This is a genomic window from Microvirga medicaginis, from assembly GCF_052658925.1.
Genome location: NZ_JBQWEL010000020.1, coordinates 37,460 through 56,082, shown reverse-complemented (window position 1 = coordinate 56,082; position 18,623 = coordinate 37,460). Strand labels below are relative to the sequence as shown.

Genomic DNA, 18,623 nt, shown 5'->3' with positions numbered 1-18,623 from the left:
GATCAGCGGTCTTCGAGCAGCCGGGCCCGCTCGCCATCGGCCAGGACCGGGGTGCCGCGTAGGATCCCCTGGAAGCCCTCCAGGGCTTCGCCGATGGCAATGCCCCGGCTGTCGATGCGGATCTCGCGGATGGTGTTTTCGTGTGTGCCGAACCGCTTCTTGATGATCGAGATCGCCCGCCGGACCTGCCCGAAAGCCTCGAAGTAGCGCAGCAGGATCACAGTGTCAGCGAGATAGGTGACGTCGACAGGGGACTTCATGTCGCCGACAAGTCCGTGCTGGGCTATCGTCAGGAAGGTCGAGGCACCCTGCCGGTTCAGGTACTGCAACAGTTCATGGATGTGCAGGACCAGAAAGCTCTCGTCCGGCATGGCGGATTGGTACCCGTTGAGGCCGTCGATGACGACTGTCTTCACGCTGTTGCCATCCACCCTAGCCCGAACCCGATGGGTAAACTCTCCAGGCGAGAGCTCGGCGGCGTCAACCTGCTCGATGAACAGGTTGCCACTGGCACATAACGCGTCCAGATCGATGCCCATCAGCTTGGCTCGGTCGATGAGCAGACCAAGCTCCTCGTCGAAAATGAACAAGGCCGCCTTCTCGCCTCGCGCGGCAGCGGCAACGGCAAATTGGACGGCCAGCAGGGACTTGCCTGCCCCCGCAGGCCCCATGATCAACGTGCTGGAGCCCTTCTCGATGCCACCACCCAGCAGGGCGTCGAGTTCCCCTATGCCGCTCGTGAGCACATGGCGGTCAAAACCAGTCTTGTGCTCGCCGGCGACGAGGCGCGGGAACACCTGGACGCCCCCTTGTGCGATAGTGAAGTCGTGGAAGCCGCCCCGAAACGCCTGGCCACGATACTTGATCACCCGCAGGCGGCGGCGCTCGGCTCCATAGCTGGGCGCGAGTTCCTCCAGGCGGATCACGCCATGGGCGAGGCTGTGAACCGTCTTGTCATTCGTGTCGGTGGTGAGGTCATCCAGCATCAGCACCGTCGCGCCCTGCTTCGCGAAGTAGTGCTTCATCGCCAGGATCTGACGGCGATAGCGCAGGGAGCTTTGCGCCAGGAGGCGGATTTCGGACAGGCTGTCGATCACGATCCGAACCGGCTGGCTTCGGTCAATCGCCTCGAATACGGCCTTGGTGGTCTCACCCAGCTCCAGATCCGACGAGTACAGCAGGCTCTGCTGGTGCTCCTCGTCGAGAAGGTTCTCCGGCGGCACGAGTTCGAACACCTGAATGCCGTCGCGAAGAGCCCAGCCATGCGAGGCCGCCCCGTCGCGTAGCTCCCGCTCGGTTTCGGACATGGTGATGTAGAGCCCCGTTTCTCCCGCCTCGGCACCTTCGATCAGGAATTGGAGCGCGATGGTGGTCTTGCCGGTGCCGGGGCTGCCCTCCAGGAGATAGACGTGCCCGGGGGACAGGCCCCCGACGAGGATATCGTCCAGACCCGCAACCCCGGTCCGCGCTTTCGGAGACCGCTGAGGCTTAGTGTTCATAACTTAGTCCGATCTCGGCCTGGATAGCAGCCGGAAGAGTGTGAGTCGGGATCAGCCCGAGTACGCCGGTGAGCGCCTGCTCCGCGTGCCAGAGGTCGTACTGTTGCTGGCGGTCGAGCCAGAAGTGAGGTGCCGTGCCCGAGAGACGGGCCAGACGCGTGGCCATTTCGGGACTGATCGCAGCCGTGCCGGCGAGAACACGATGGAGCGTCTGACGGGCGATGCGAAGCTCGCGGGCCGCTTGGCTGACGGAGAGCCCAAGGCCCGGCAGAACCCGATCACGTAAGATCCAGCCTGGATGGGTCGGAGGCACCGGAAGGGCGTCGCGGGAGCGGGGCATGCGCTTGCCTTGGTTAAGCCGACTGTAGCGTTATGGGCGACAGGCCACCGAAAACAAGGGCTGATGCTGATCTTTGCATGATCGAGCTGTCGGTCCGCCCTGATAGCCGTTTCGAATGCCCAGTCTTCTCTGTTCCTTTGGATTATAGGAGGCGGAGGGCCGGCCTGGGTGCAATATTCCACGGCCCAACTGATCAACGAACGTCAGCTGTTTGGCGCGATCTTGAGCAGAATGGCCGGATGGTAAGCGGACCGCCCTGGGGCGGCAGGCTGAACCCGGGCAAAGTCGTGAGCCTGGAGATCGAGTTCGTAATGAAGGCGTCAATCACCCGCACCGGATTGTCTCGAGTGACATAGTCGTCTCGGCCCCTGGGAGGAGCAGCGCCTGCCGGCGGTCTTTGCCTTCGATGAAGCGCGCCACCGTGGCCTCCTGGATCCGGTGAAAAGTCTACCGGATCAGCGCGCTTCCACGCTGCCTCAAGCGCCAAAGTGGACCAAGCTCTCTGATCTAGGGAGTGCCAGTTTGAGACCTTCCTGGTGTGGAGACCGCTGCGTCCTGTACCATCAATGACTTACGGCAAAAATTTTGCGGAAGGCCGCATGTGGACGGCGTTTATGGAAAGGTTGGCAGAGTGCCATATTTTAGGCTGGAGAACTGGCTTGATTTGATGGGTATTCTCATGGCCGAGAGCAACCATAATCCGTTTGGTCCCCCTGCCGAGATGTGGCAGATCCTGAAAGCTCAACAGGCCGAACAGGTCTGGGTTTGGGAGCAGATCAGGTTCTCCAGGAGAGCCATCTGGCGGTCGCACCAGATCCTGGCTGAAGAGGCGGCTCGCTCCGTTCAGGGATCAGGTCCAAGGGAGCGTGGATTTTCGGGTGATGGTACCTAGGATAAGTTGTCGGCGAATGTGCAACTGTTCGAGGGTCTGCTCGAAGGCTTGGAGCAGTCGCATGGCTAGAGCCGTTTCCTGGCTATCCTTGCGCAACTGCTCGACATACGCGGCTTGATCGCCCACACGCCTCTCGCACTCGCCAAGGTGCTGATCGATCTTGGCGAGCTGTTCACGGTGCTGGTAGAGGTCCATGGCATCTCTCGCTTCGCAGGCGGGAGCGCACGTCTCTCTCAGTCACCGGGGCCCACGGGTTCGGATTGGCCAGTGATGGTTGGACTATGCGCTCTTGCCGCTTCAAAGTCCAAGCGGGGCCGCGAATTTCGATAAGCACTGTATGGAACGATCCGGGGCGGGCTGGAAACCCTCCTGCCGGTCAGAGCGCCTCTTTCTTCACCAGGTGCAGGTAGGTCGGATCAAACTCGCCTGCCCATTTCAGGCCTTCCCAGTCCAGTACCTTCAGGGTTGTCCCCTGCTGGGAGATCAAGCTCTCTTTCCGGAGCTCTTGGAGCACCCGGTTGACGTGCACGTTCGAGATCCCGAGCGCATCCGCCAGTTCTCCTTGGGTGACCGGCAGGTCAAAGACATGGTCCTCCACCAGCTCGACCGCTCGCAGCCGCACCAAGAGCTCGCACAGCAGATGCGCCATGCGGGTCCGCGCGGGGCGCCGGCCGACATTGACCACCCACTGCCGAAACACGGCTGCTTCGATGAGGGTGTCACGCCAGAACAGGTCATTCAGCCGAGGGTGATTGCGCATGAGGCTGCGGATGTCGTCATGCGGAATGAAGGCGAGCTTGCAAGGGATCAATGTGCCCAGGCTGTGATCCATGACCTTCAGGTGCAGGCTCTGGAGATCCGGGATGTCGCCGCTGATGTGAAACGACTGGATCTGTCGCCTGCCCTGGGCCGTGACGTTGTAGCGGCAGGCAAAGCCCTCGACGATCAAGCAGCACTCGGAGGGGGTGTCGCCTTCGCTGACGATGTCCTGGTCGGCCGCAATCGTTTTCAGCCGCAGCGGCAGGCGCTGGAGCGCTGCCTTCTCCGCCGGCGCGAGCCGGGCGATGCTCTCCAGCTTGCGGATCAGCGCAATGGTGTGAGGGTGGATGGCATCCATGACAGCCTCCCAGTGTGATCAGGCGGGAGAGCATGTCTCTCAGCCGCCAGCTCCCGAGGTATAATTGCTGGCGATGCTTGATTTTTATGGCTGGAAGCATCTTGAGCAAGGCCTGAGAGCGGTCTGAAACCGCAAATTGACAATGTCGTTCCCGAACAAATGCAATCGTTTGCCGTTGACGCTTATCACCAGCATGGATGATCCAGGCGTTGGTGGCTGAGAGATCCCCGTGCTCCCGCCTGTCGGCAGAGGAGCGTTCAAGATGCCTCGCTATTTCTTCCATACCTTCAACGGATTCGCCCAGCCCGACACCGAGGGAACTGAGCTTCCAGGGCTTGAGGAGGCGCGCCAGGAAGCCGTTCAGACCGTCGGTGAGATCATCCAGGGTAACGGCGTCGACTCCTGGATGGGTTCCGACTGGCACATGGAGGTTACCGATGCCGCCGGACAGGCCTTGTTCAGGCTTCGCTTTTCCCTGGAAGAGCTGAGCCGCGAAACCTCATGATTTCGCAGAGGCGCCTTTTTGGAACCGGATAAGGTGTCTTTTCAGCGCATTCGGAGGAATTTCGCAGCGGCTCCTTATACTAGCGAGCAAAGGGTTATTCTAACCCATTCTTTGGAAGCGAATGATCGGAAGTTGGATCCTCGCGAATGCCGGCCCGCGGGCCAGCACAGCTCCCTAGGGTCAGGACCGTCATAAACGGAGGCCTGAGCGCATCATTTGCGCTCAGGCTGGCTCGTTTTCGGCGGCACGATGATGGCACCAGCGTTGGGGTGTCGATTTCCCATCTGCTTCTCCTGCCGGATACCATCACCTTTCATCCGTCCATCAAACAGGAATGGCCTTGTTCCATTTGTGCTCGGCGCAGCAGGAGCCTGCGATTGTCCGGATGGAGCATTTTGAGCGCTGGAGGTGGTCGCTGCCAGTGCCAACGCAGCCGCGATTGCTAATCTCGACAAGACAGACATCTCCTCCTCTTGCCCGGGATCGGTCACCATTGGGGAGCACGTAGGCACCAGGATGGAAGCCGTTTAATGCGCCCTCTAAAAAACCTAATGCAGAACTGTGCCCTGTAACTGCTTTTTCTCGGAACGGGACGTTATGAAACATGGACCCTGACGGGAGAACTGCTCCGGGAACGTCCGGAGTGGGTCGAGCCTGTGTGAAAACTCAAACGAGCTCGGCCTTAGCGCACTATTCGTACAATTCTGCGCCTCTATACCGGAAAACCTCCGGCCTGTTGGATCTTGCAAGACATGAAATTGCGCCGGGGCTTGGCCCGTCAGCGTTTTCACGCGGATGTCATATTAACGGCGAATACTCCCCTGTACGCGTCAAGGAAAAATCTGGCGCCGAGGAAAATCAACGACTTGGGTTGTGCAAAAACTGATCTCGCCGGGCAGCCCAACGGCTATACTCAGTTAATGTGACATCCCCCCTGCCCCACCGGCGGATCGTTTCGTAGGATACGACGATGCCGCGCTCCAGCAGCATCTCCTCCACGAGCCGCAGGCTCAGAGGAAACCGGAAGTACAACCAAACGGCATGGGCGATGATCTGGGGTGGGAAGCGATGGCGCTTGTAGTGGACGGGATTGGTCATGACGCGGCTCTTAGGGCACAAGCCTCTGCCCGAAGGTTAGCGTGACATCACCGTCAGCACCTGCTGATTGGCTCTGTCCATGATCTCGACGCTCCAGCTTCGTCGGTCCTCGCCTTTCCGATCACCTTCTCTAATTAGGGTACGCGCTTGGGCGGCAGCGGCCTCCCGCGCCGCCTGAAGGTTCGGATACTTGTTCCCTTCAGGATCTTCGGCGAAGCCATCTTCGGTCCGGATATTGAAGTAGTACAGAGCCGTTTCCGCCCTGCGCTCAGGCGTGGAGGGCAACTCTTGGGAAGGGTGACCTGAGCGAGGGGCACCGCCCTCATTGTTCCACCGCTTGAGATCGTCGCGCTGGTTCGGGTGCTTCGGAGCTTTGCTCATAGAAAAAGGATCACAGCTCTGGGAGGCTTTTTCCATGGCTGCGCGATGTTGACGCGGCCTTACTGCGCAATCCCTTTGCAACGAAGGCAGACGCGCGGTGTTGGTGATTAACTTATGTTATCGGGATTGCGCCGTTTCCGGTGTTGGAGAGACCTAGATGAGGTCGATGAACAATCCATTCAAGCAATTTAATGAGACACTTCTCCCAAGCAGCCTGAATTTCACTCAAGCTCAGGTCAACTGGATCTTGGGCCAATCTCTCGCGAGCATTTATCAGGATCTGCTGAAGGCTCCTGTTCCCGAGCACCTTCAGGCTTTGCTCAATCAACTCCATGAGGAAGCCTCATCCTCAGAGGACGACAGTGGTCCGCGATCCTGAATTGGCCTGTATCTCGGTTATTTAGCCAATGCCTGCTCTAATCGGGAGGGGAACTTATCCCGAGGCCTCTTCTTAACCTATAGGGGTTCGCTTTCTCTAAGCATGCTCAGTGTCATCTCAGACTGACCTCTTTATGATTTGAGCCTCGGCATCCTTAAGAACATGCACTTCTGAGTGTCATATAGGCCAGAGCCCCACATCGACCGCACAGGTGATTCCTTGTTCGTGCATTGCGGCCTGCACGAGCCCGACAAGGAAGGAATGCGCTATGCAAGCCCATCGGTTCGCCGCCGGAGAGATCGTGCTTTTCGTCGAGAGAAGGCACTCTCACTTCACATGGAAGGCTCCTTATACGATCACCGAATGCATCAAGACGGATGCCGCTGAACCGCAGTACAGGATCGCGTCCGTCCACCGGAACGAAATCCGTACCGCAGGTGAGCACGAGCTTTGTCGCACGCCGCAACCGCTTTCTGATGTCCAGCAGCCACCTGAAGAGTTCCTTGAGGCTCTGTCTTGCCTGCAACCCGCCAACCTCAATGCCAGGACCGCACTTGGGAATCCACTCATGCCGTGGCCTCAGCGCTCAAGGACTGGAAGACATCATGTTTAGCGTTGATTTCGCTTTCAGCAGACACCCGAGAGATTGGCTCCCAACCGCCAGCATGGCTGGCGTCTTGTCCTTCATCCTGTTCGTCGTGCTGTTCATCGGGTGAGAGCCCTTTTCGCAGCGCCTCGCTCAGACATTGTCCGCCTCGAAAGGAGGCTTCCATGGCAACGCATCTTTACCCCTGCGGCCAAATCGTCACTTTTAGCGATAAGCGGTTCTTAGGCGCGTCCTGGAGCGGGGACTTCGTGATCGTCAGGCATTTGCCTTCCGGCGACGAGTTTCCCCGCTACGAGATCAAGAGCACGGGCGAAGTCTATAGCCGTGTTGCCTACGAGAATCAGCTCGCCACCTCGTTCACGATTTTTCGATAAGCAATGCATCGCGGAGAAGAGCATGTCCGACAGGCAGAAGCTGGCCTGGTTTCTGGTCTCTCCTTCATCCAATGGCAGCGATCCTCATCCCGTTATAGAACTGGAGAACGGTTTTAGGCTAACGCTCACGGCGAGCTTCTCTCAGATCGAGGACATGGCGGATGTTCTGGATGACATTCTGGGCGCCGCGCCTCCTCGCGAGGGGATCGATCCAGATCACATGCCTGCCTTTCTTCAAAAAGACAGGTAGTAAAGCTAATCTGTTAGTTCTTTTGAGAGCCTATCCTTGAATTATGAACAGGGCCCACGTTGTTGGCTTTCGATGAACTTGATTTTGGCGTCGACCAGATCCGCCAGTGCACTAGCGGGCGTGAGAACTCGCGAATCGTTCGATGCTTGCTTCAGCTCGACCCATGTCGCACCGTCGATCAACGTTCGCTCTGCAATCCGTAAGGCTTGTTCATAAGGCATCGGTTAATCCTCTGGTTCTCAAATGCGCCGCCATAGAGCCTTCGGAATACGACTTTCATGCGCTTCCCAGGGGGGCATTTGAAGATACTGATGTTTGATGGTCTGGCGGTCTGGATAATGCTGTCGGAATGCTCCGCCCTCTTCGAAGCCCAAGCCTGTTCACTTCGCCCCATGCATAGGAGCATCTTCCGCCCCCCTCACGGACAAGCTTTTCTCGAATAAAAACTAAATATCCAAGGCGCTTGTTATTGTCCGAGTTAAGACCTATATAGTTTTTATCGGATTTTGGCCGGACAATCGGGTCGTTTCGCTTTTGACGCTGTCAGGCGCACGTTCGGACTTTCTTACCATTACATCGACGAACCGAGCTAGGCTGCGCTTTCGCGCGCCATCGCTCACGTGCATCTACAGCAATCGCGAAAGGTTACCCCTATGATTACGGGCACTGTAAAATTCTACAACGACATGAAGGGCTTCGGCTTCATCCAACCTAGTGATGGCAGCAAGGACGTGTTTGTCCATGCGACCGCGCTCGAGCGCGCTGGCATGCGCAACCTCGTCGAGGGCCAGAAAGTTGCCTTCGACACCGCAGAGGACCGCCGCTCCGGCAAGATCTCTGTCAACAATATCGAGACGGCGTAACCTTTGATGGCAGGCTCGGGACATAAGCCTGCGCCACCAAGCCTTGAGGCCGCTCCCCTGTGGAGCGGCCTTTTCGTTTGCATCCCGCAAACACTCGGCTGCGGTTATCCGTCCTCCCCTTCCCGATCATCATCACGCCTCAAGAGAAATGAATGTCCCACAAGTATAAAGTTCATCAGCTGGTCTGCATCACCCACCCGAATTTCTCGGACAAACGCATCAATTCGGGCGGCATCTATGAAGTGACACGCCTCATGCCAGCCGATCAGACGGGCGAAGTCTCATATCGGATCAAATCATCCGGCTTCGGCGAGCGCGCCGTGCGCGAAAGCGAGATCACGGCACGGGTGTCACGCAGTTGATGATTGGCGAAGCGTTCTTCCATGGGTCGCAAATCTACGATCCGATTGCGCTGCTTCGACAAGGAGACGAGGCTTTGTACGTTGCTCGCGTCGGCATGAAGGCATCACAACGATTCATGATCCTCCTGCCTTCTGGCGAACTCGCTCGGCCGCATGAACCGCTCGGCAGCCTATCCGATGTTGGCTGGTCGCTTCGAGCGCACAACTAGCATATCGCAACAACGGAGTCGGTAGGCTCCGCTGCGCGGCCTGCCAGAACGCTGGCGCGGCTGCTGACCGAACGCGCTTAAATGGTCGTCTCGTCCTCAGGAATAAAGGGAGCAGATTATGGTTGATCAACCGACCAATCTCGATGCCCATCGCGGCATGGCGGCACAAAAGGCAACGGATCTTCGACGCCTGCGATCCGAGGTCGAGGCCGATCAGGAGTCTTTGCGTGCGAGACAGGCAGAACTCGAAGATATGCTTGCGGCTGCCCCTGCGGCTGACTGGCCGGAGGCAGTCGACAAAGCACGCTATCTGCTCCGCCTCTTCGCGCAGAGCGCCGACGCCGTCGATCCACGTCGCCGCAAGCTGATTGATCAAGTGATCGCCGACTTCGATCACCTGCTCGGCACGGTAGCCCGCGACTAAACCAATTTCCCACGAACTGACCGGTAAAGGAGCAAGCAATGGCCAAAGGCGAACGACGCGGAAACCGCGAGGCGAAAAAGCCGAAGAAGGAAAAACCGAAGGTCATCATGGCAGCGCCATCCGTCGCAAGCCAGGGCAAAGCGACCGCACCGGCAAAACCATCCGGCGGCAAGCGATAAATTTTCGCACTGAGACATGCTCCAGTCATGGAGATCAAATAGGCGGGTGGCGAGGATCGACCCGCCTGTTAGCCGCCTCCATGTCACGGGCGTCATTCTCAGCAAAGCGCCTTAGGGAGCCGCTGCTCGAGACTAGTCGGCGTCCGACTTCTTGCTGGGCGATGGAATATCGTCATCTCCATACCCTCTCCGGCCATCGAGCTTTACCTTTGATGGCTCTATGGATGGATTGTCCAAGCGCCGCAAGGCCTTCCTGACCGCGTTCACAACGCCTTGGACCGCTCCGAGAAAATCCTTACTCATCCTTGGCTCACTTTCCTGTATCGCGGGCGCGTTGCTGTCACGCAAGCCTTTCAGCCTACACTTTTGTCCCAGGACCAAGCGCTTCTGGGAACGTAACCACGAGGACAGGTTTATTGGCTCTGTCCATGATTTCGATGCGCCAGTCTTTCCGGTCCTCGGCGGCCTGATCGCCTGTGGCGATCATCTCACGCGCTATAGTGAGCGCCTCTTCGCGTGCTGAATGAAGATCAGCATACACGTTCCCTTCCGGGTCCTCGATCAGTCCGCCATCGGTTCGGACGTTGAAGTAGTAGAGAGCCGGCTTCGAAGCAGTTTGCAGTTGAGGCGCCTCACTGAAACGGCGGCCTGATCGGGGCGCACCACCCTCATCATCCCACCGTCTGAGATCCTGAGACTGCCATTGTCTTTCCAGTTCGTTGCGATTTTGGCGGGCAGGCGATGCACAGGCCATCATGGCTTGCGGAGGACGCTTACTCAAACGCGTCTTTCTCCTACCGAGCCCCTGCAGCTGAGTCTCCCAGACAACTTGGTCATAGGTCTGATCGTCACCTCGGATCTGATATTGAGGCTCTCGGTCTCCAGCAGGAAGAAGGAAGACGATCTCGTAACGGCCGCCCCAGACATCATTGGGTGGATGAGCCTCGGCATAGCGGACATGTTGGCCGACGGCATAGCGATGCGTTCTCATGACAGGCTCCTTTCCGGCACTTGGATCACACTGCCAAAGAGGCTCGAGGTCGTTCGATTACAGCTCCAGGACGGGCGAAATTCATCGAACATGCTGCCGTCACCGCAGGATGCGCGGATGTTTGACCGTTCCGGCTCGAATGCTCACTCCGTACACAAGGAGACATCCGGCGATGAGCAGGATCGAAACAATTGCTTGGCTTAACATGATTGTCACTCCCGACCCCGAAACCACGCAGGAAAGATAAATCGATCTTCTCGCTCATCATATAATTCGATGCATAACAACATACTCCTCCATACGGATTTTAGATATACGAAATGTGTTTGTTATGTTTTTATTTACGGAAGTCGCTGCAAAAACGCGTTCCGGCCCCATGTATAACTAAGATGAACTTTCGGCCTTGGGGCTTTTCGTTCAGCCAAGGTTGACACCGAAAGCCGGATGGCAGGCGAGCAATTCTCGATTTCTTTGAATTCGGAATGGATGGCCGTGTGTCCCAGCCCCGAACGTCCGATCAGCGGAGGTCAGTCGATGGCAACCGAGTTTTACGTCGTCCGGCATCATGGTGCATGGCGCATCAGAGTGAATGGCAAACACCACGGGGAATACGGATCTCGGGTTTCGGCCATCCACGCCGCAATGGCGGCGGCCGAGACGGCTGGAGCAGGGGCCAAGGTCTTCAGCACCGGAATTGTGAGTCGATACAGCCAGGAACGGCAGACGCCGGAGACTTAGGCCAAGCATGCGTCATCGCAATGCGCCTGAAAGGAGCCTCGCATGAGCGAGAGATTAAGCCGCCTTTGCGATGAGCTTCGCATCAAGCTTCACGGCCTTGATCGCCGGCTTGAAGCTTTAAAATCAAATGGCGTTTCAACCTTCGATCACTCTCAAGACGCTCTTGAGAGTCAACTCGACCGTGTCGAGCAACGCATCTATGACCATCGTGCCGCCGTCGAAGCGGCAAATGCCAGGGCAAAGACCTGGGTAGCGGAAAAGAAATCCGGGCTGCATGCGATTCATGTTCCCCGGAATGACCACGACAAGATATTCCTGCTTGAAGCTGAGGCCGACGAGGCCGAGACCTATGCATCCGCCGCGTTCGAGCTGGCGGCGGCAGCAGCAGATGAAGCCATGCTAGCCGTCTTGCAGGCACTCCTCGCGCGCAACAAAGCGGATCAGGTCGCATTCCTAGAGGCGGATCCTCCCAATTGAAAACCTCTCCCTCCCTTTTTGATGAATTCGGCAATCTGAGCCGTCGAAACGGATTTGATGATGAATGACGAGGAAACAGAGCTCGACCACCGGGATATGTACTATCGCGGGGTTCTCGCGGAGCGATCTACCGATTTGGTCGTGCGAGACGGCAAATTTCCGCGTGGTTGCGGCGAAGCTCAAACCCTGGCGCTCTTGCGGGCTGGATACTTGACGAGTGTTCCTCATCACTTTGCCGATGGAACGGCAGAGATAAAATATGAAGTCACCTGCTAGGGGAAGGCTGCTTGAAAGGCCTATCGATTCAGCTAGCAAAGGGGAGTTGGTGCGATGTTTACCTTCGAGTTCTTTCGGGTCCGGGATGCGGACGACGCCCATGCCGTTCTGGATCGGGTTGCGCACGACACATCCGATCTGGAGAATGCGAAAACAAGGGCGAAATCCCTTTTCGAGACATTGGACATGCCGCAAAAGCCAGATGCCCTTCGGATTCTCGATGAGCGTGGTGAAGAGGTGTTTATCTGGAGCCCGGACAGCCACGGGGCCTGAATGTGCAACTGTCACCCTCTAGGTCTGTTGTTCATTCAGGCAGAGCCTAAATGGGAGAGTAGATATGGCGAACGTCCATTACACGGTGGTGGAACACGAGGACGGTTGGACTTACAAAGTCGGCGACGTCTTTTCGGAACGCTACGCGACCCATGGCGAGGCCCGTGAGGCTGCGGAGCGGGCCGCCGCCGAGCAGATGCTGCCGGGCGCCACTGAGGACATTGAGTTCCAGGACGAGGCAGGTGACTGGCACGAAGAAGTCTCTCTGGGAAAGGACCGACCAGAGACAGACGTCACCGGCTGAGGGACAGTTCCTCACAACGTGGCAGCTTGCACACCAGGGATGTTCGTCCTCGCACAGACGCCGGGAAAGCCCTCGAAACGCCTGATGAGACAGCTACATGGTGCCAAAGGCAAAGAACAAACGCCTGAGAGTCCTCTCCGCCAAGCAGGGAGCCGAAGATGACGAAGGCGCGAAAGCTCTACAGCAGTCCAACTGGCGACCGCTGGTTCCTGATTCGCACTGCGTCGGGAGAGGTTTTCGTCAGGCATGAGGCCAACTCAGCCTCCGGCGGTAATGTCGATCACATCGAGATCGGAGCCTTCCTCAGTTCTGGGCGTGGCCCTGAGCATCAGGAGCTGCTCCGCCTGATTGGATCCTTGTTGGATGATGAGACGGCACACGTCTGACGTGGCCGCGTATGCCTGAAGGACGAGGAGTATTCCCGATTCAACGGTGGAATAAGCCATGTGTGGAGCTGAGTTGCATTCAGGGCGTATGAGCCTCCACTGACGGTGAGACCAGGCAAGCTGTGCTGACGTTGCCGCTCGCGGAGATCATGCATGACGGTAACAGGAACGATCGCTTGGTTCGACCTGACCAAACGATTTGGCTTCGTGGCACTGGAAGGCGGCCACGGCGACGCCTCCCAGCACATGCCAGGGCTCAAGGAGGCCGGCTATGTCTGGCTTTCCCGTGGCACTACTGTGCGGGTCAGGGTTGAGCAGGATCGCAGCGGCGGGTGGCCGAAGTTCTGGAGATCGACACCAGCACTGCCCGGCCCAGGGAGAACGAGGCGATCCGGCGCAAGCCCAAGGCCTGAGCGCGTCAAACTAGGGTTTACCCCCGATCAGGCTCAATGGACGAGGCGCTGAACGATCCACTGCTGGGCAGCATCCAGGTCAGCAAAGGTGGGATGGCTGATCCCATCCAGCCGGCCAAAGCCCGCCTCCAGGAACCACTGCCCCGGAGCCACCTCGTTCTCGTCCGAGAGGCGAACCAGCACCGCCACCAGCCGCTGCTCCTCATCGAGGACTAATGTGCCTTCTTCGTCAAAGCCTGTCGCCATGCGTATGGGCTGAAGAGTGAGGGGCATGCGGCGGCCTGATTGGTCTCCAGGTGCAGGTAAGTCGGATCGAACTCGCCCACTTCCTTCAACTTGCCCCAGTCTGGAATGTTCAACCGATCGCCTTTTAGCTCGATCAGCCCGTCAGCCCGCATCTGCTGGATCACCCGATTGACGTGAACCGGCGTAATGCCCATGGCATCGGCGAACTCGCCCTGGGTGATCGGCAGGTCACAGGGATGGTCCTCCACAAGACCGACGGCCCTCAGGTGCACCGAGGCGGCCACCTAGGACCTTCTGTGTTGACATTCCCGTCACGTGCCGTTCACCGGGTAATAGCGCCCTTCTCAGAACCGTGGTTCGCGACCACAACGACGTTATCGGGCCGACGCTCGAGCCAGTGGTGATTGCCTGCATATTCGAGGCCGAGCTCGAGATCATCTCCACGCTGCCCCAAGCTCACCGTCCACCAATGTCGGAGGCTTTGGATGGAGATCCCCCTGCCCTTCGGTCTTTCCCAGCCCACGGACGAGGTGGCGGATAAGGTGGAGCGCAACACTCTCGGCGGGAACGGGACTCATGCCGAAGGTCTCCTGGATCTCTGAAGGGGCTCTCAGCGAGTATGCTCACAGGTCATCTGGCCGGGGCCAATCTTCGCTAAGGTAGCCTGCCTATCCTGAAGGTTCAGCTTATTCATAGGCTGAGGCGATCCTGTGGCGGAGATCTCAACAGCCGGTGCAAATGCCCTTCGAGATCGCCCTCATTCTGCGATCCCTGGCGCGTTCCAGCGCCTCGGCCTTGTCACGAGCTGTTCGCGCCAGCGTTGCCGATTCCTCGGCAGTGAATTGCTGAGAGGGGGAAGCCTTCCAGCTCTGGGTGTCAGGCGCCGCTTTGTCCTGGGCATTGGCCGTCGAAGACAACACGATGATGGCAAGCAGGACCGTGGTTTGTAGAACCCGCATAGGAACGCTCCTCGAGGAGCGCATGCGGCGGCTCCGAGCCTGGATATAGGGTCGGCAACCTCGCTCCCCAGGTTCCGGGGAGGACGATGTGAGGCAACTATGGGGTGTCCTCCTCAATTGGAGACGATCCTGATCGAGGATGGGTATCACGTTCCGGCTTGAGGGCAGGTTTCCATGCCCGCCTCGGCAACGTTCCCTCTCGCCACGCTCGATCTCGTAAGCTGGGCTCACGCCCAGAGCGCTCCGCCAGCATCGAGTACGCCCCAGCTCATCACCGTCGGCAGTAAGTACTGGCCTCCGCTGACTTAGAGCCCGGGTTGAACAGATCTCAACGGGCGTTCCCGCCCTTCTCGCGCTGCACAAAAAGAACTTGTCCCTCGTGGCATCCCGGCTAAAGATGGCCCCATAGAGCCTTGCCTCACGCGAACTAGCTACAAACGCGGGAACCCGGAGAGCCTATGGACACTCGCCTTTGCCCGCAATGTTCTTGCGATGCAGCATCGGTCCTGAGCTCTAGGACCGACGACGGTCGATATGTTGCCGCCGTCCAATGTCACGTCTGCGGCTACGAGAAGCCGACCTCTACGGGCTTCGACGATGAACAGGCTGCCCACGAGGCCGCAAAGCGGGAGTGGTTTGAAGCCGCCTGATCGACGTTTGCCCCCGGAACCAGGATGGTGATGTACATGCTCCCGAGCTGGTGCCTCACATCTTTGATGTGCTCTGGGGTGGACTCCTCAGGCGGCAGCATCAAGCCGGATACAGCGGCTGCGGTGAGCGTCCCACCATCGTTAAAGGCGGCGCCACGCAGCACAACCAAGAGGGCGCCCACGCAGCGGGACCTGCACCTCCAGGTGATCCAAGAGCGCGGTCGGCCCAGCTGGCAGACAGCAGTCAACTACCGCCAGTGTGGTCCTTGGGCGAAGTTGGGGTGACGCGCTACAAGACCCTTATCGGCCGCCGCTTCCGCGCCCGGACTCTGCCAACGCAACCGACCGAAGCTGCCGTCAGCTGCAAAGTCCTCACCATCATGACCCACTTTTTGGCAGGCTGGTGTCGCGGCCCATCGCCTGCGTTCGAGCGTTAGGGACTGAATGCGGTCCATCTTGGAGCTACGAGCCAAACTCGGTCGCAGAGACGATCATCAATCGGGATTGCTCTATTATGATGGAGCGCCACTTCATGGTGGCCATATCGGAACAGCCGGGAGAGCTTGTTGCCCCGCCTCGTCGTCGTGTCCAATCGGGTCTCAATCCCCGATCCCGCCGCCAAGGGGTCCGCCGGTGGTTTGGCGGTGGCCCTGCGCGAGGCCTTTCAGGGCCGGGACGGGTTATGGTTCGGCTGGAGCGGGAAAGTTTCGGCCCATCCATCCGCCGCGCCCAAGATGACCGACAAGGGCAATGTGCGCTATGCCCTGATGGACCTGACGGCCACGGATCGCCGGGAATATTACAGCGGGTTCGCCAATCGGGCGCTCTGGCCGGTGATGCATTACCGCATTGGGCTGTCGGACTTCTCTCGGGCCGACTACGCCGGATACCTGCGGGTCAACCGGACCTTCGCCGGGGCGCTGGCGCGGCTGATCCGGCCGGACGATCTCATCTGGGTGCACGACTACCATCTGATCCCGCTGGCCGCCGAGCTGCGGGCGCTGGGCCTGGCCAACCGGATCGGCTATTTCCATCATATTCCCTGGCCCGCGCCGGAGGTCATTGGCACCTTGCCCGGAAGCCCGGACTTGCTGCGCGCGATCACGAGCTACGATCTCGTTGGCGTGCAAACCGAGCGGGATGCGGACAACCTGCGGCGCGGCCTCTTCCAGGAGGTCGATGCCACTCAGCACAGATCGGATGTGATCGTTCTCGGCGGTCGCCAGACACGGGTGAAGGGGTTTCCCATTGCCATCGACGTGAGCAGCTTCGAGCAAGCCGCGCGCCGCCCGGTCAAGCATCGCCTGATCAACCAGACTGTCGCCAGCCTCGGCTCGCGCAGCCTCATCATCGGGGTCGACCGCCTCGACTACTCGAAGGGCATTCCCGAGCGGATGGAGGCCTTCGAGCGCTTTCTCATCAGCAACCCCGATCAGCGCGGCCGGGTGACCTATCTTCAGATTGCTCCCACGAGCCGCAGCGAGGTGCCCGAATATGCCTCGCTCAGCCGGACTGTGAGCGAGACCCTCGGCCGCATCAACGGCACGCACGGTGAACCCGGCTGGGTGCCGATCCACTATGTGACGAGCGCCTATCCGCGCAGCGTGCTGGCCGGTCTCTACCGCCTCGCCCGGGTCGGCCTCGTGACGCCGATGCGCGACGGCATGAATCTCGTGGCCAAGGAATACGTGGCGGCGCAGGATCCGGAGGATCCCGGCGTGCTGGTGCTATCCAAGTTCGCCGGGGCGGCCGAGCAGCTCGGCAGCGCGCTGATCGTCAATCCCAACGACAAGGTCGAGGTGGCTGAGGCGATCAGCGCGGCCCTCCACATGGAACGGGCGGAGCGGATCGCCCGCTGGCGGCAGATGATGGATGTGCTCCGGCGCTATGACATCTCCTGGTGGGCCGATGCCTTCCTGAAGGAGCTCGCGGGCCAGAAGCGAACCAGCAAGGCACCGAGCCCGGCCCGGGTCCTGGGCTAGAAGCGCCGTGGAAGGCGTGATCCCATCCGGTAAGCCAATGCCCAGTGAGGCCTCTCAGACGATGCCCCAGGCTCGGTAGCGGGAGCGGCCGGTGAGCTCGCGCGGGAGGGCTCCGCCAAGCTGGACCAGCATCAGGTCGACGGCCTTGGGCGTAACCTGCAGCAGCTTGGCCCCGAGCGGCACCGTCACCAGCGGGCGCGACAGGAACAGCTCCACCAACCCGGGCAGTTTGGAGTTGCTCCTACACTCCTTGGTCACCCGCTGCATCAGCTCGCGGGCGAGGATCAGGCGATCGAGATCCTTGTTGGCGATCGCAACCGCCTCCTCCACGACCGTGCAGAAACCCTCCACCTTTTCGAGCGCCCCTTCCCGGCCCTGCGGCCGGAACCTGGACTGCTTGAACCCGGCGGCGAGCGGCAGCAGGTGGGAGGTCAGGCCGCGCGCCCGCAGGATGGCGGCGGCCATGATCAGCCCGAGCCACGGCAGGCGGGTGTAGAGGTTGAGATCGAGCCAGGCATCCCACGCGACGGCGGCGGCCGCCAGTGCTGGCCAGTGGGCAGTGCGCTGGACCACATCGAGCCAGAGATCCTCATTCTCGGCCTCGTCGACATCCGGGTCATAGACGAGGTCCGAGCGGCGCTTCGGCAGCGGGGTCTCGCCGGCCAGCACCTTGTTAGTCCGGTCTAAGAGGGCATCGATCTCGGCAAAGTGGGCCCTCCACGGATCGGCATCGTTGGCATAAGGCGGGTAGGCCTCGTCGTCGTCCGGGTCCGGCTTGCCCGTGGGCCGGGTGGCCTCCCCCTCCCCGCGAGCCGGGCCGAGGCCGCGCAGGGCGGCGAGGCCGTCGATCGACAGCGGCCAGGGCGCCGGCCGGGCCAGGGCGGTGCGGCGGGCCCGCAGAGCGGCGGCGGCGCGGGTGAGCTCGTGGGTGGGATGGCGCACGTCCATGCCGGCATCGTGCAGGACGAGATCGCCGACATCGACGAGCTGGCCGTCGAGGATGAGGGCGCGCACGGCCTCGGTCATGTCGCAGCGCGCCTGCCAGCCGGCGGCCAGGCCCGAGCTCTCGAGCCGGGCATCAAAGCGCAGGAGGCGGATCGCGACCGGCTCGAGCCGGCCGGCGACCTTCTCCCACGGCAGCTCCGGCAGAGCGTAGGTTCGGACCTCCAGCAGGGCCGGGTCGTCGAAATCCAGCGCCCTGCTCTCAAAAGCCACGCTTGGCCCCCACAGCTAAGTTGTTGATCTTCGGCACTATAGCTTGGGTGGGGGAAGCGAAGCAAGCGAAGGCTACGGTCTGAGGAACGGCTCCGCGTCCTCTCGCGCGACGGTGGCCGCGCACCACGCCCACCGCAGGCATTGGGTGATAGAGCTGACCGTCCGGCTTGGTCCTCGGGGCGCCGCAGAGCGCCCAAACCCTTTGGTTTAAGCCACTTTCGGCGGCCGGTGAGA

General features: G+C 59.9%; 24 protein-coding genes and 2 pseudogenes. 13 read left to right on the top strand and 13 right to left on the bottom strand.

What is annotated here, in order from left to right; translation table 11 throughout:
- Positions 1-2 precede the first annotated feature (2 nt).
- From ACUXUR_RS21040 to ACUXUR_RS21020, 5 genes and pseudogenes are all read right to left on the bottom strand, one after another.
- Positions 3-1,499: an ATPase domain-containing protein gene (locus ACUXUR_RS21040; protein ID WP_445504313.1), complete on the bottom strand. Its 1,497-nt coding sequence runs from the start codon at positions 1,497-1,499 to the stop codon at positions 3-5.
- A complete protein-coding gene (locus tag ACUXUR_RS21035) occupies positions 1,489-1,839 on the bottom strand; it encodes a HigA family addiction module antitoxin (RefSeq protein ID WP_414472876.1) in 351 nt (116 codons plus the stop codon). Before ACUXUR_RS21035 ends, ACUXUR_RS21040 begins: the two co-directional genes overlap by 11 nt.
- 218 nt (positions 1,840-2,057) lie before the next feature.
- Positions 2,058-2,259 (bottom strand): annotated as a pseudogene (locus tag ACUXUR_RS21030) (IS5/IS1182 family transposase); the annotation flags it as partial.
- 430 nt (positions 2,260-2,689) lie between these two features.
- Positions 2,690-2,926 carry a hypothetical protein gene (locus tag ACUXUR_RS21025; RefSeq protein ID WP_445504312.1) on the bottom strand — a complete coding sequence of 79 codons (237 nt, stop codon included), beginning with the start codon at positions 2,924-2,926 and terminating at the stop codon, positions 2,690-2,692.
- Positions 2,927-3,107: 181 nt separating this feature from the next.
- Complete coding sequence (locus tag ACUXUR_RS21020; RefSeq protein ID WP_414472874.1) at positions 3,108-3,848, bottom strand: Crp/Fnr family transcriptional regulator; 741 nt, start codon at positions 3,846-3,848, stop codon at positions 3,108-3,110.
- A 262-nt stretch (positions 3,849-4,110) separates the two neighbouring features.
- Between ACUXUR_RS21020 and ACUXUR_RS21015 the strand changes: the two genes are divergently transcribed.
- Positions 4,111-4,353, top strand: a complete 243-nt coding sequence (locus ACUXUR_RS21015) for a DUF6894 family protein (RefSeq protein WP_445504311.1) — start codon at positions 4,111-4,113, stop codon at positions 4,351-4,353.
- A 212-nt stretch (positions 4,354-4,565) separates the two neighbouring features.
- Here ACUXUR_RS21015 and ACUXUR_RS21010 read toward each other — a convergent pair whose 3' ends face one another.
- From ACUXUR_RS21010 to ACUXUR_RS21000, 3 genes and pseudogenes are all read right to left on the bottom strand, one after another.
- Positions 4,566-4,847: a hypothetical protein gene (locus tag ACUXUR_RS21010; protein WP_445504310.1), complete on the bottom strand. Its 282-nt coding sequence runs from the start codon at positions 4,845-4,847 to the stop codon at positions 4,566-4,568.
- A gap of 445 nt (positions 4,848-5,292) precedes the next feature.
- Positions 5,293-5,451: pseudogene (locus tag ACUXUR_RS21005) on the bottom strand (IS6 family transposase); the annotation flags it as partial.
- 36 nt (positions 5,452-5,487) lie between these two features.
- Positions 5,488-5,832 carry a DUF6894 family protein gene (locus tag ACUXUR_RS21000; RefSeq protein ID WP_445504309.1) on the bottom strand — a complete coding sequence of 115 codons (345 nt, stop codon included), beginning with the start codon at positions 5,830-5,832 and terminating at the stop codon, positions 5,488-5,490.
- A 1,150-nt stretch (positions 5,833-6,982) separates the two neighbouring features.
- On the opposite strand from ACUXUR_RS21000, the gene ACUXUR_RS20995 reads away from it, so the two are divergent.
- The 6 genes from ACUXUR_RS20995 to ACUXUR_RS20970 all read left to right on the top strand — a co-directional run bounded on the left by ACUXUR_RS20995 (position 6,983) and on the right by ACUXUR_RS20970 (position 9,479).
- Positions 6,983-7,192 carry a hypothetical protein gene (locus tag ACUXUR_RS20995; protein WP_445504308.1) on the top strand — a complete coding sequence of 70 codons (210 nt, stop codon included), beginning with the start codon at positions 6,983-6,985 and terminating at the stop codon, positions 7,190-7,192.
- 22 nt (positions 7,193-7,214) lie between these two features.
- Positions 7,215-7,442, top strand: a complete 228-nt coding sequence (locus tag ACUXUR_RS20990; RefSeq protein ID WP_445504307.1) for a hypothetical protein — start codon at positions 7,215-7,217, stop codon at positions 7,440-7,442.
- A gap of 653 nt (positions 7,443-8,095) precedes the next feature.
- Positions 8,096-8,305: a cold-shock protein gene (locus ACUXUR_RS20985; RefSeq protein ID WP_445504306.1), complete on the top strand. Its 210-nt coding sequence runs from the start codon at positions 8,096-8,098 to the stop codon at positions 8,303-8,305.
- 152 nt (positions 8,306-8,457) lie between these two features.
- A complete protein-coding gene (locus ACUXUR_RS20980; protein ID WP_445504305.1) occupies positions 8,458-8,667 on the top strand; it encodes a hypothetical protein in 210 nt (69 codons plus the stop codon).
- 327 nt (positions 8,668-8,994) lie between these two features.
- A complete protein-coding gene (locus ACUXUR_RS20975) occupies positions 8,995-9,300 on the top strand; it encodes a hypothetical protein (protein ID WP_445504304.1) in 306 nt (101 codons plus the stop codon).
- Positions 9,301-9,338: 38 nt separating this feature from the next.
- The gene (locus tag ACUXUR_RS20970) at positions 9,339-9,479 is read left to right on the top strand and encodes a hypothetical protein (RefSeq protein WP_445504303.1); all 141 of its coding nucleotides are present in this window, start codon (positions 9,339-9,341) and stop codon (positions 9,477-9,479) included.
- 358 nt (positions 9,480-9,837) lie between these two features.
- Here ACUXUR_RS20970 and ACUXUR_RS20965 read toward each other — a convergent pair whose 3' ends face one another.
- Positions 9,838-10,470, bottom strand: a complete 633-nt coding sequence (locus ACUXUR_RS20965; protein ID WP_445504302.1) for a DUF6894 family protein — start codon at positions 10,468-10,470, stop codon at positions 9,838-9,840.
- Positions 10,471-11,004: 534 nt separating this feature from the next.
- Here ACUXUR_RS20965 and ACUXUR_RS20960 point away from each other — a divergent pair.
- The 5 genes from ACUXUR_RS20960 to ACUXUR_RS20940 all read left to right on the top strand — a co-directional run bounded on the left by ACUXUR_RS20960 (position 11,005) and on the right by ACUXUR_RS20940 (position 12,924).
- The gene (locus ACUXUR_RS20960) at positions 11,005-11,208 is read left to right on the top strand and encodes a hypothetical protein (protein ID WP_445504301.1); all 204 of its coding nucleotides are present in this window, start codon (positions 11,005-11,007) and stop codon (positions 11,206-11,208) included.
- 42 nt (positions 11,209-11,250) lie between these two features.
- The gene (locus ACUXUR_RS20955; protein ID WP_445504300.1) at positions 11,251-11,685 is read left to right on the top strand and encodes a hypothetical protein; all 435 of its coding nucleotides are present in this window, start codon (positions 11,251-11,253) and stop codon (positions 11,683-11,685) included.
- 330 nt (positions 11,686-12,015) lie between these two features.
- On the top strand, positions 12,016-12,234 hold the full coding sequence (locus ACUXUR_RS20950; protein WP_445504299.1) for a hypothetical protein: 219 nt from the start codon (positions 12,016-12,018) through the stop codon (positions 12,232-12,234).
- Positions 12,235-12,298: 64 nt separating this feature from the next.
- Positions 12,299-12,538 carry a hypothetical protein gene (locus ACUXUR_RS20945; RefSeq protein ID WP_445504298.1) on the top strand — a complete coding sequence of 80 codons (240 nt, stop codon included), beginning with the start codon at positions 12,299-12,301 and terminating at the stop codon, positions 12,536-12,538.
- 158 nt (positions 12,539-12,696) lie between these two features.
- Positions 12,697-12,924: a hypothetical protein gene (locus ACUXUR_RS20940; RefSeq protein WP_445504297.1), complete on the top strand. Its 228-nt coding sequence runs from the start codon at positions 12,697-12,699 to the stop codon at positions 12,922-12,924.
- A 446-nt stretch (positions 12,925-13,370) separates the two neighbouring features.
- Here ACUXUR_RS20940 and ACUXUR_RS20935 read toward each other — a convergent pair whose 3' ends face one another.
- From ACUXUR_RS20935 to ACUXUR_RS20925, 3 genes are all read right to left on the bottom strand, one after another.
- Complete coding sequence (locus ACUXUR_RS20935) at positions 13,371-13,526, bottom strand: hypothetical protein (RefSeq protein ID WP_445504296.1); 156 nt, start codon at positions 13,524-13,526, stop codon at positions 13,371-13,373.
- A 23-nt stretch (positions 13,527-13,549) separates the two neighbouring features.
- Positions 13,550-13,867: a Crp/Fnr family transcriptional regulator gene (locus ACUXUR_RS20930; protein WP_445504295.1), complete on the bottom strand. Its 318-nt coding sequence runs from the start codon at positions 13,865-13,867 to the stop codon at positions 13,550-13,552.
- Positions 13,868-14,305: 438 nt separating this feature from the next.
- Complete coding sequence (locus ACUXUR_RS20925; protein WP_445504294.1) at positions 14,306-14,542, bottom strand: hypothetical protein; 237 nt, start codon at positions 14,540-14,542, stop codon at positions 14,306-14,308.
- A gap of 1,216 nt (positions 14,543-15,758) precedes the next feature.
- Between ACUXUR_RS20925 and otsA the strand changes: the two genes are divergently transcribed.
- Entirely contained in the window at positions 15,759-17,174 is a 1,416-nt protein-coding gene (otsA, locus tag ACUXUR_RS20920) for an alpha,alpha-trehalose-phosphate synthase (UDP-forming) (protein ID WP_445504293.1), read from the top strand.
- 54 nt (positions 17,175-17,228) lie between these two features.
- On the opposite strand, the gene ACUXUR_RS20915 is transcribed toward otsA, so the two are convergent.
- Complete coding sequence (locus ACUXUR_RS20915) at positions 17,229-18,389, bottom strand: RHE_PE00001 family protein (protein WP_445504292.1); 1,161 nt, start codon at positions 18,387-18,389, stop codon at positions 17,229-17,231.
- Positions 18,390-18,623: the final 234 nt, after the last annotated feature.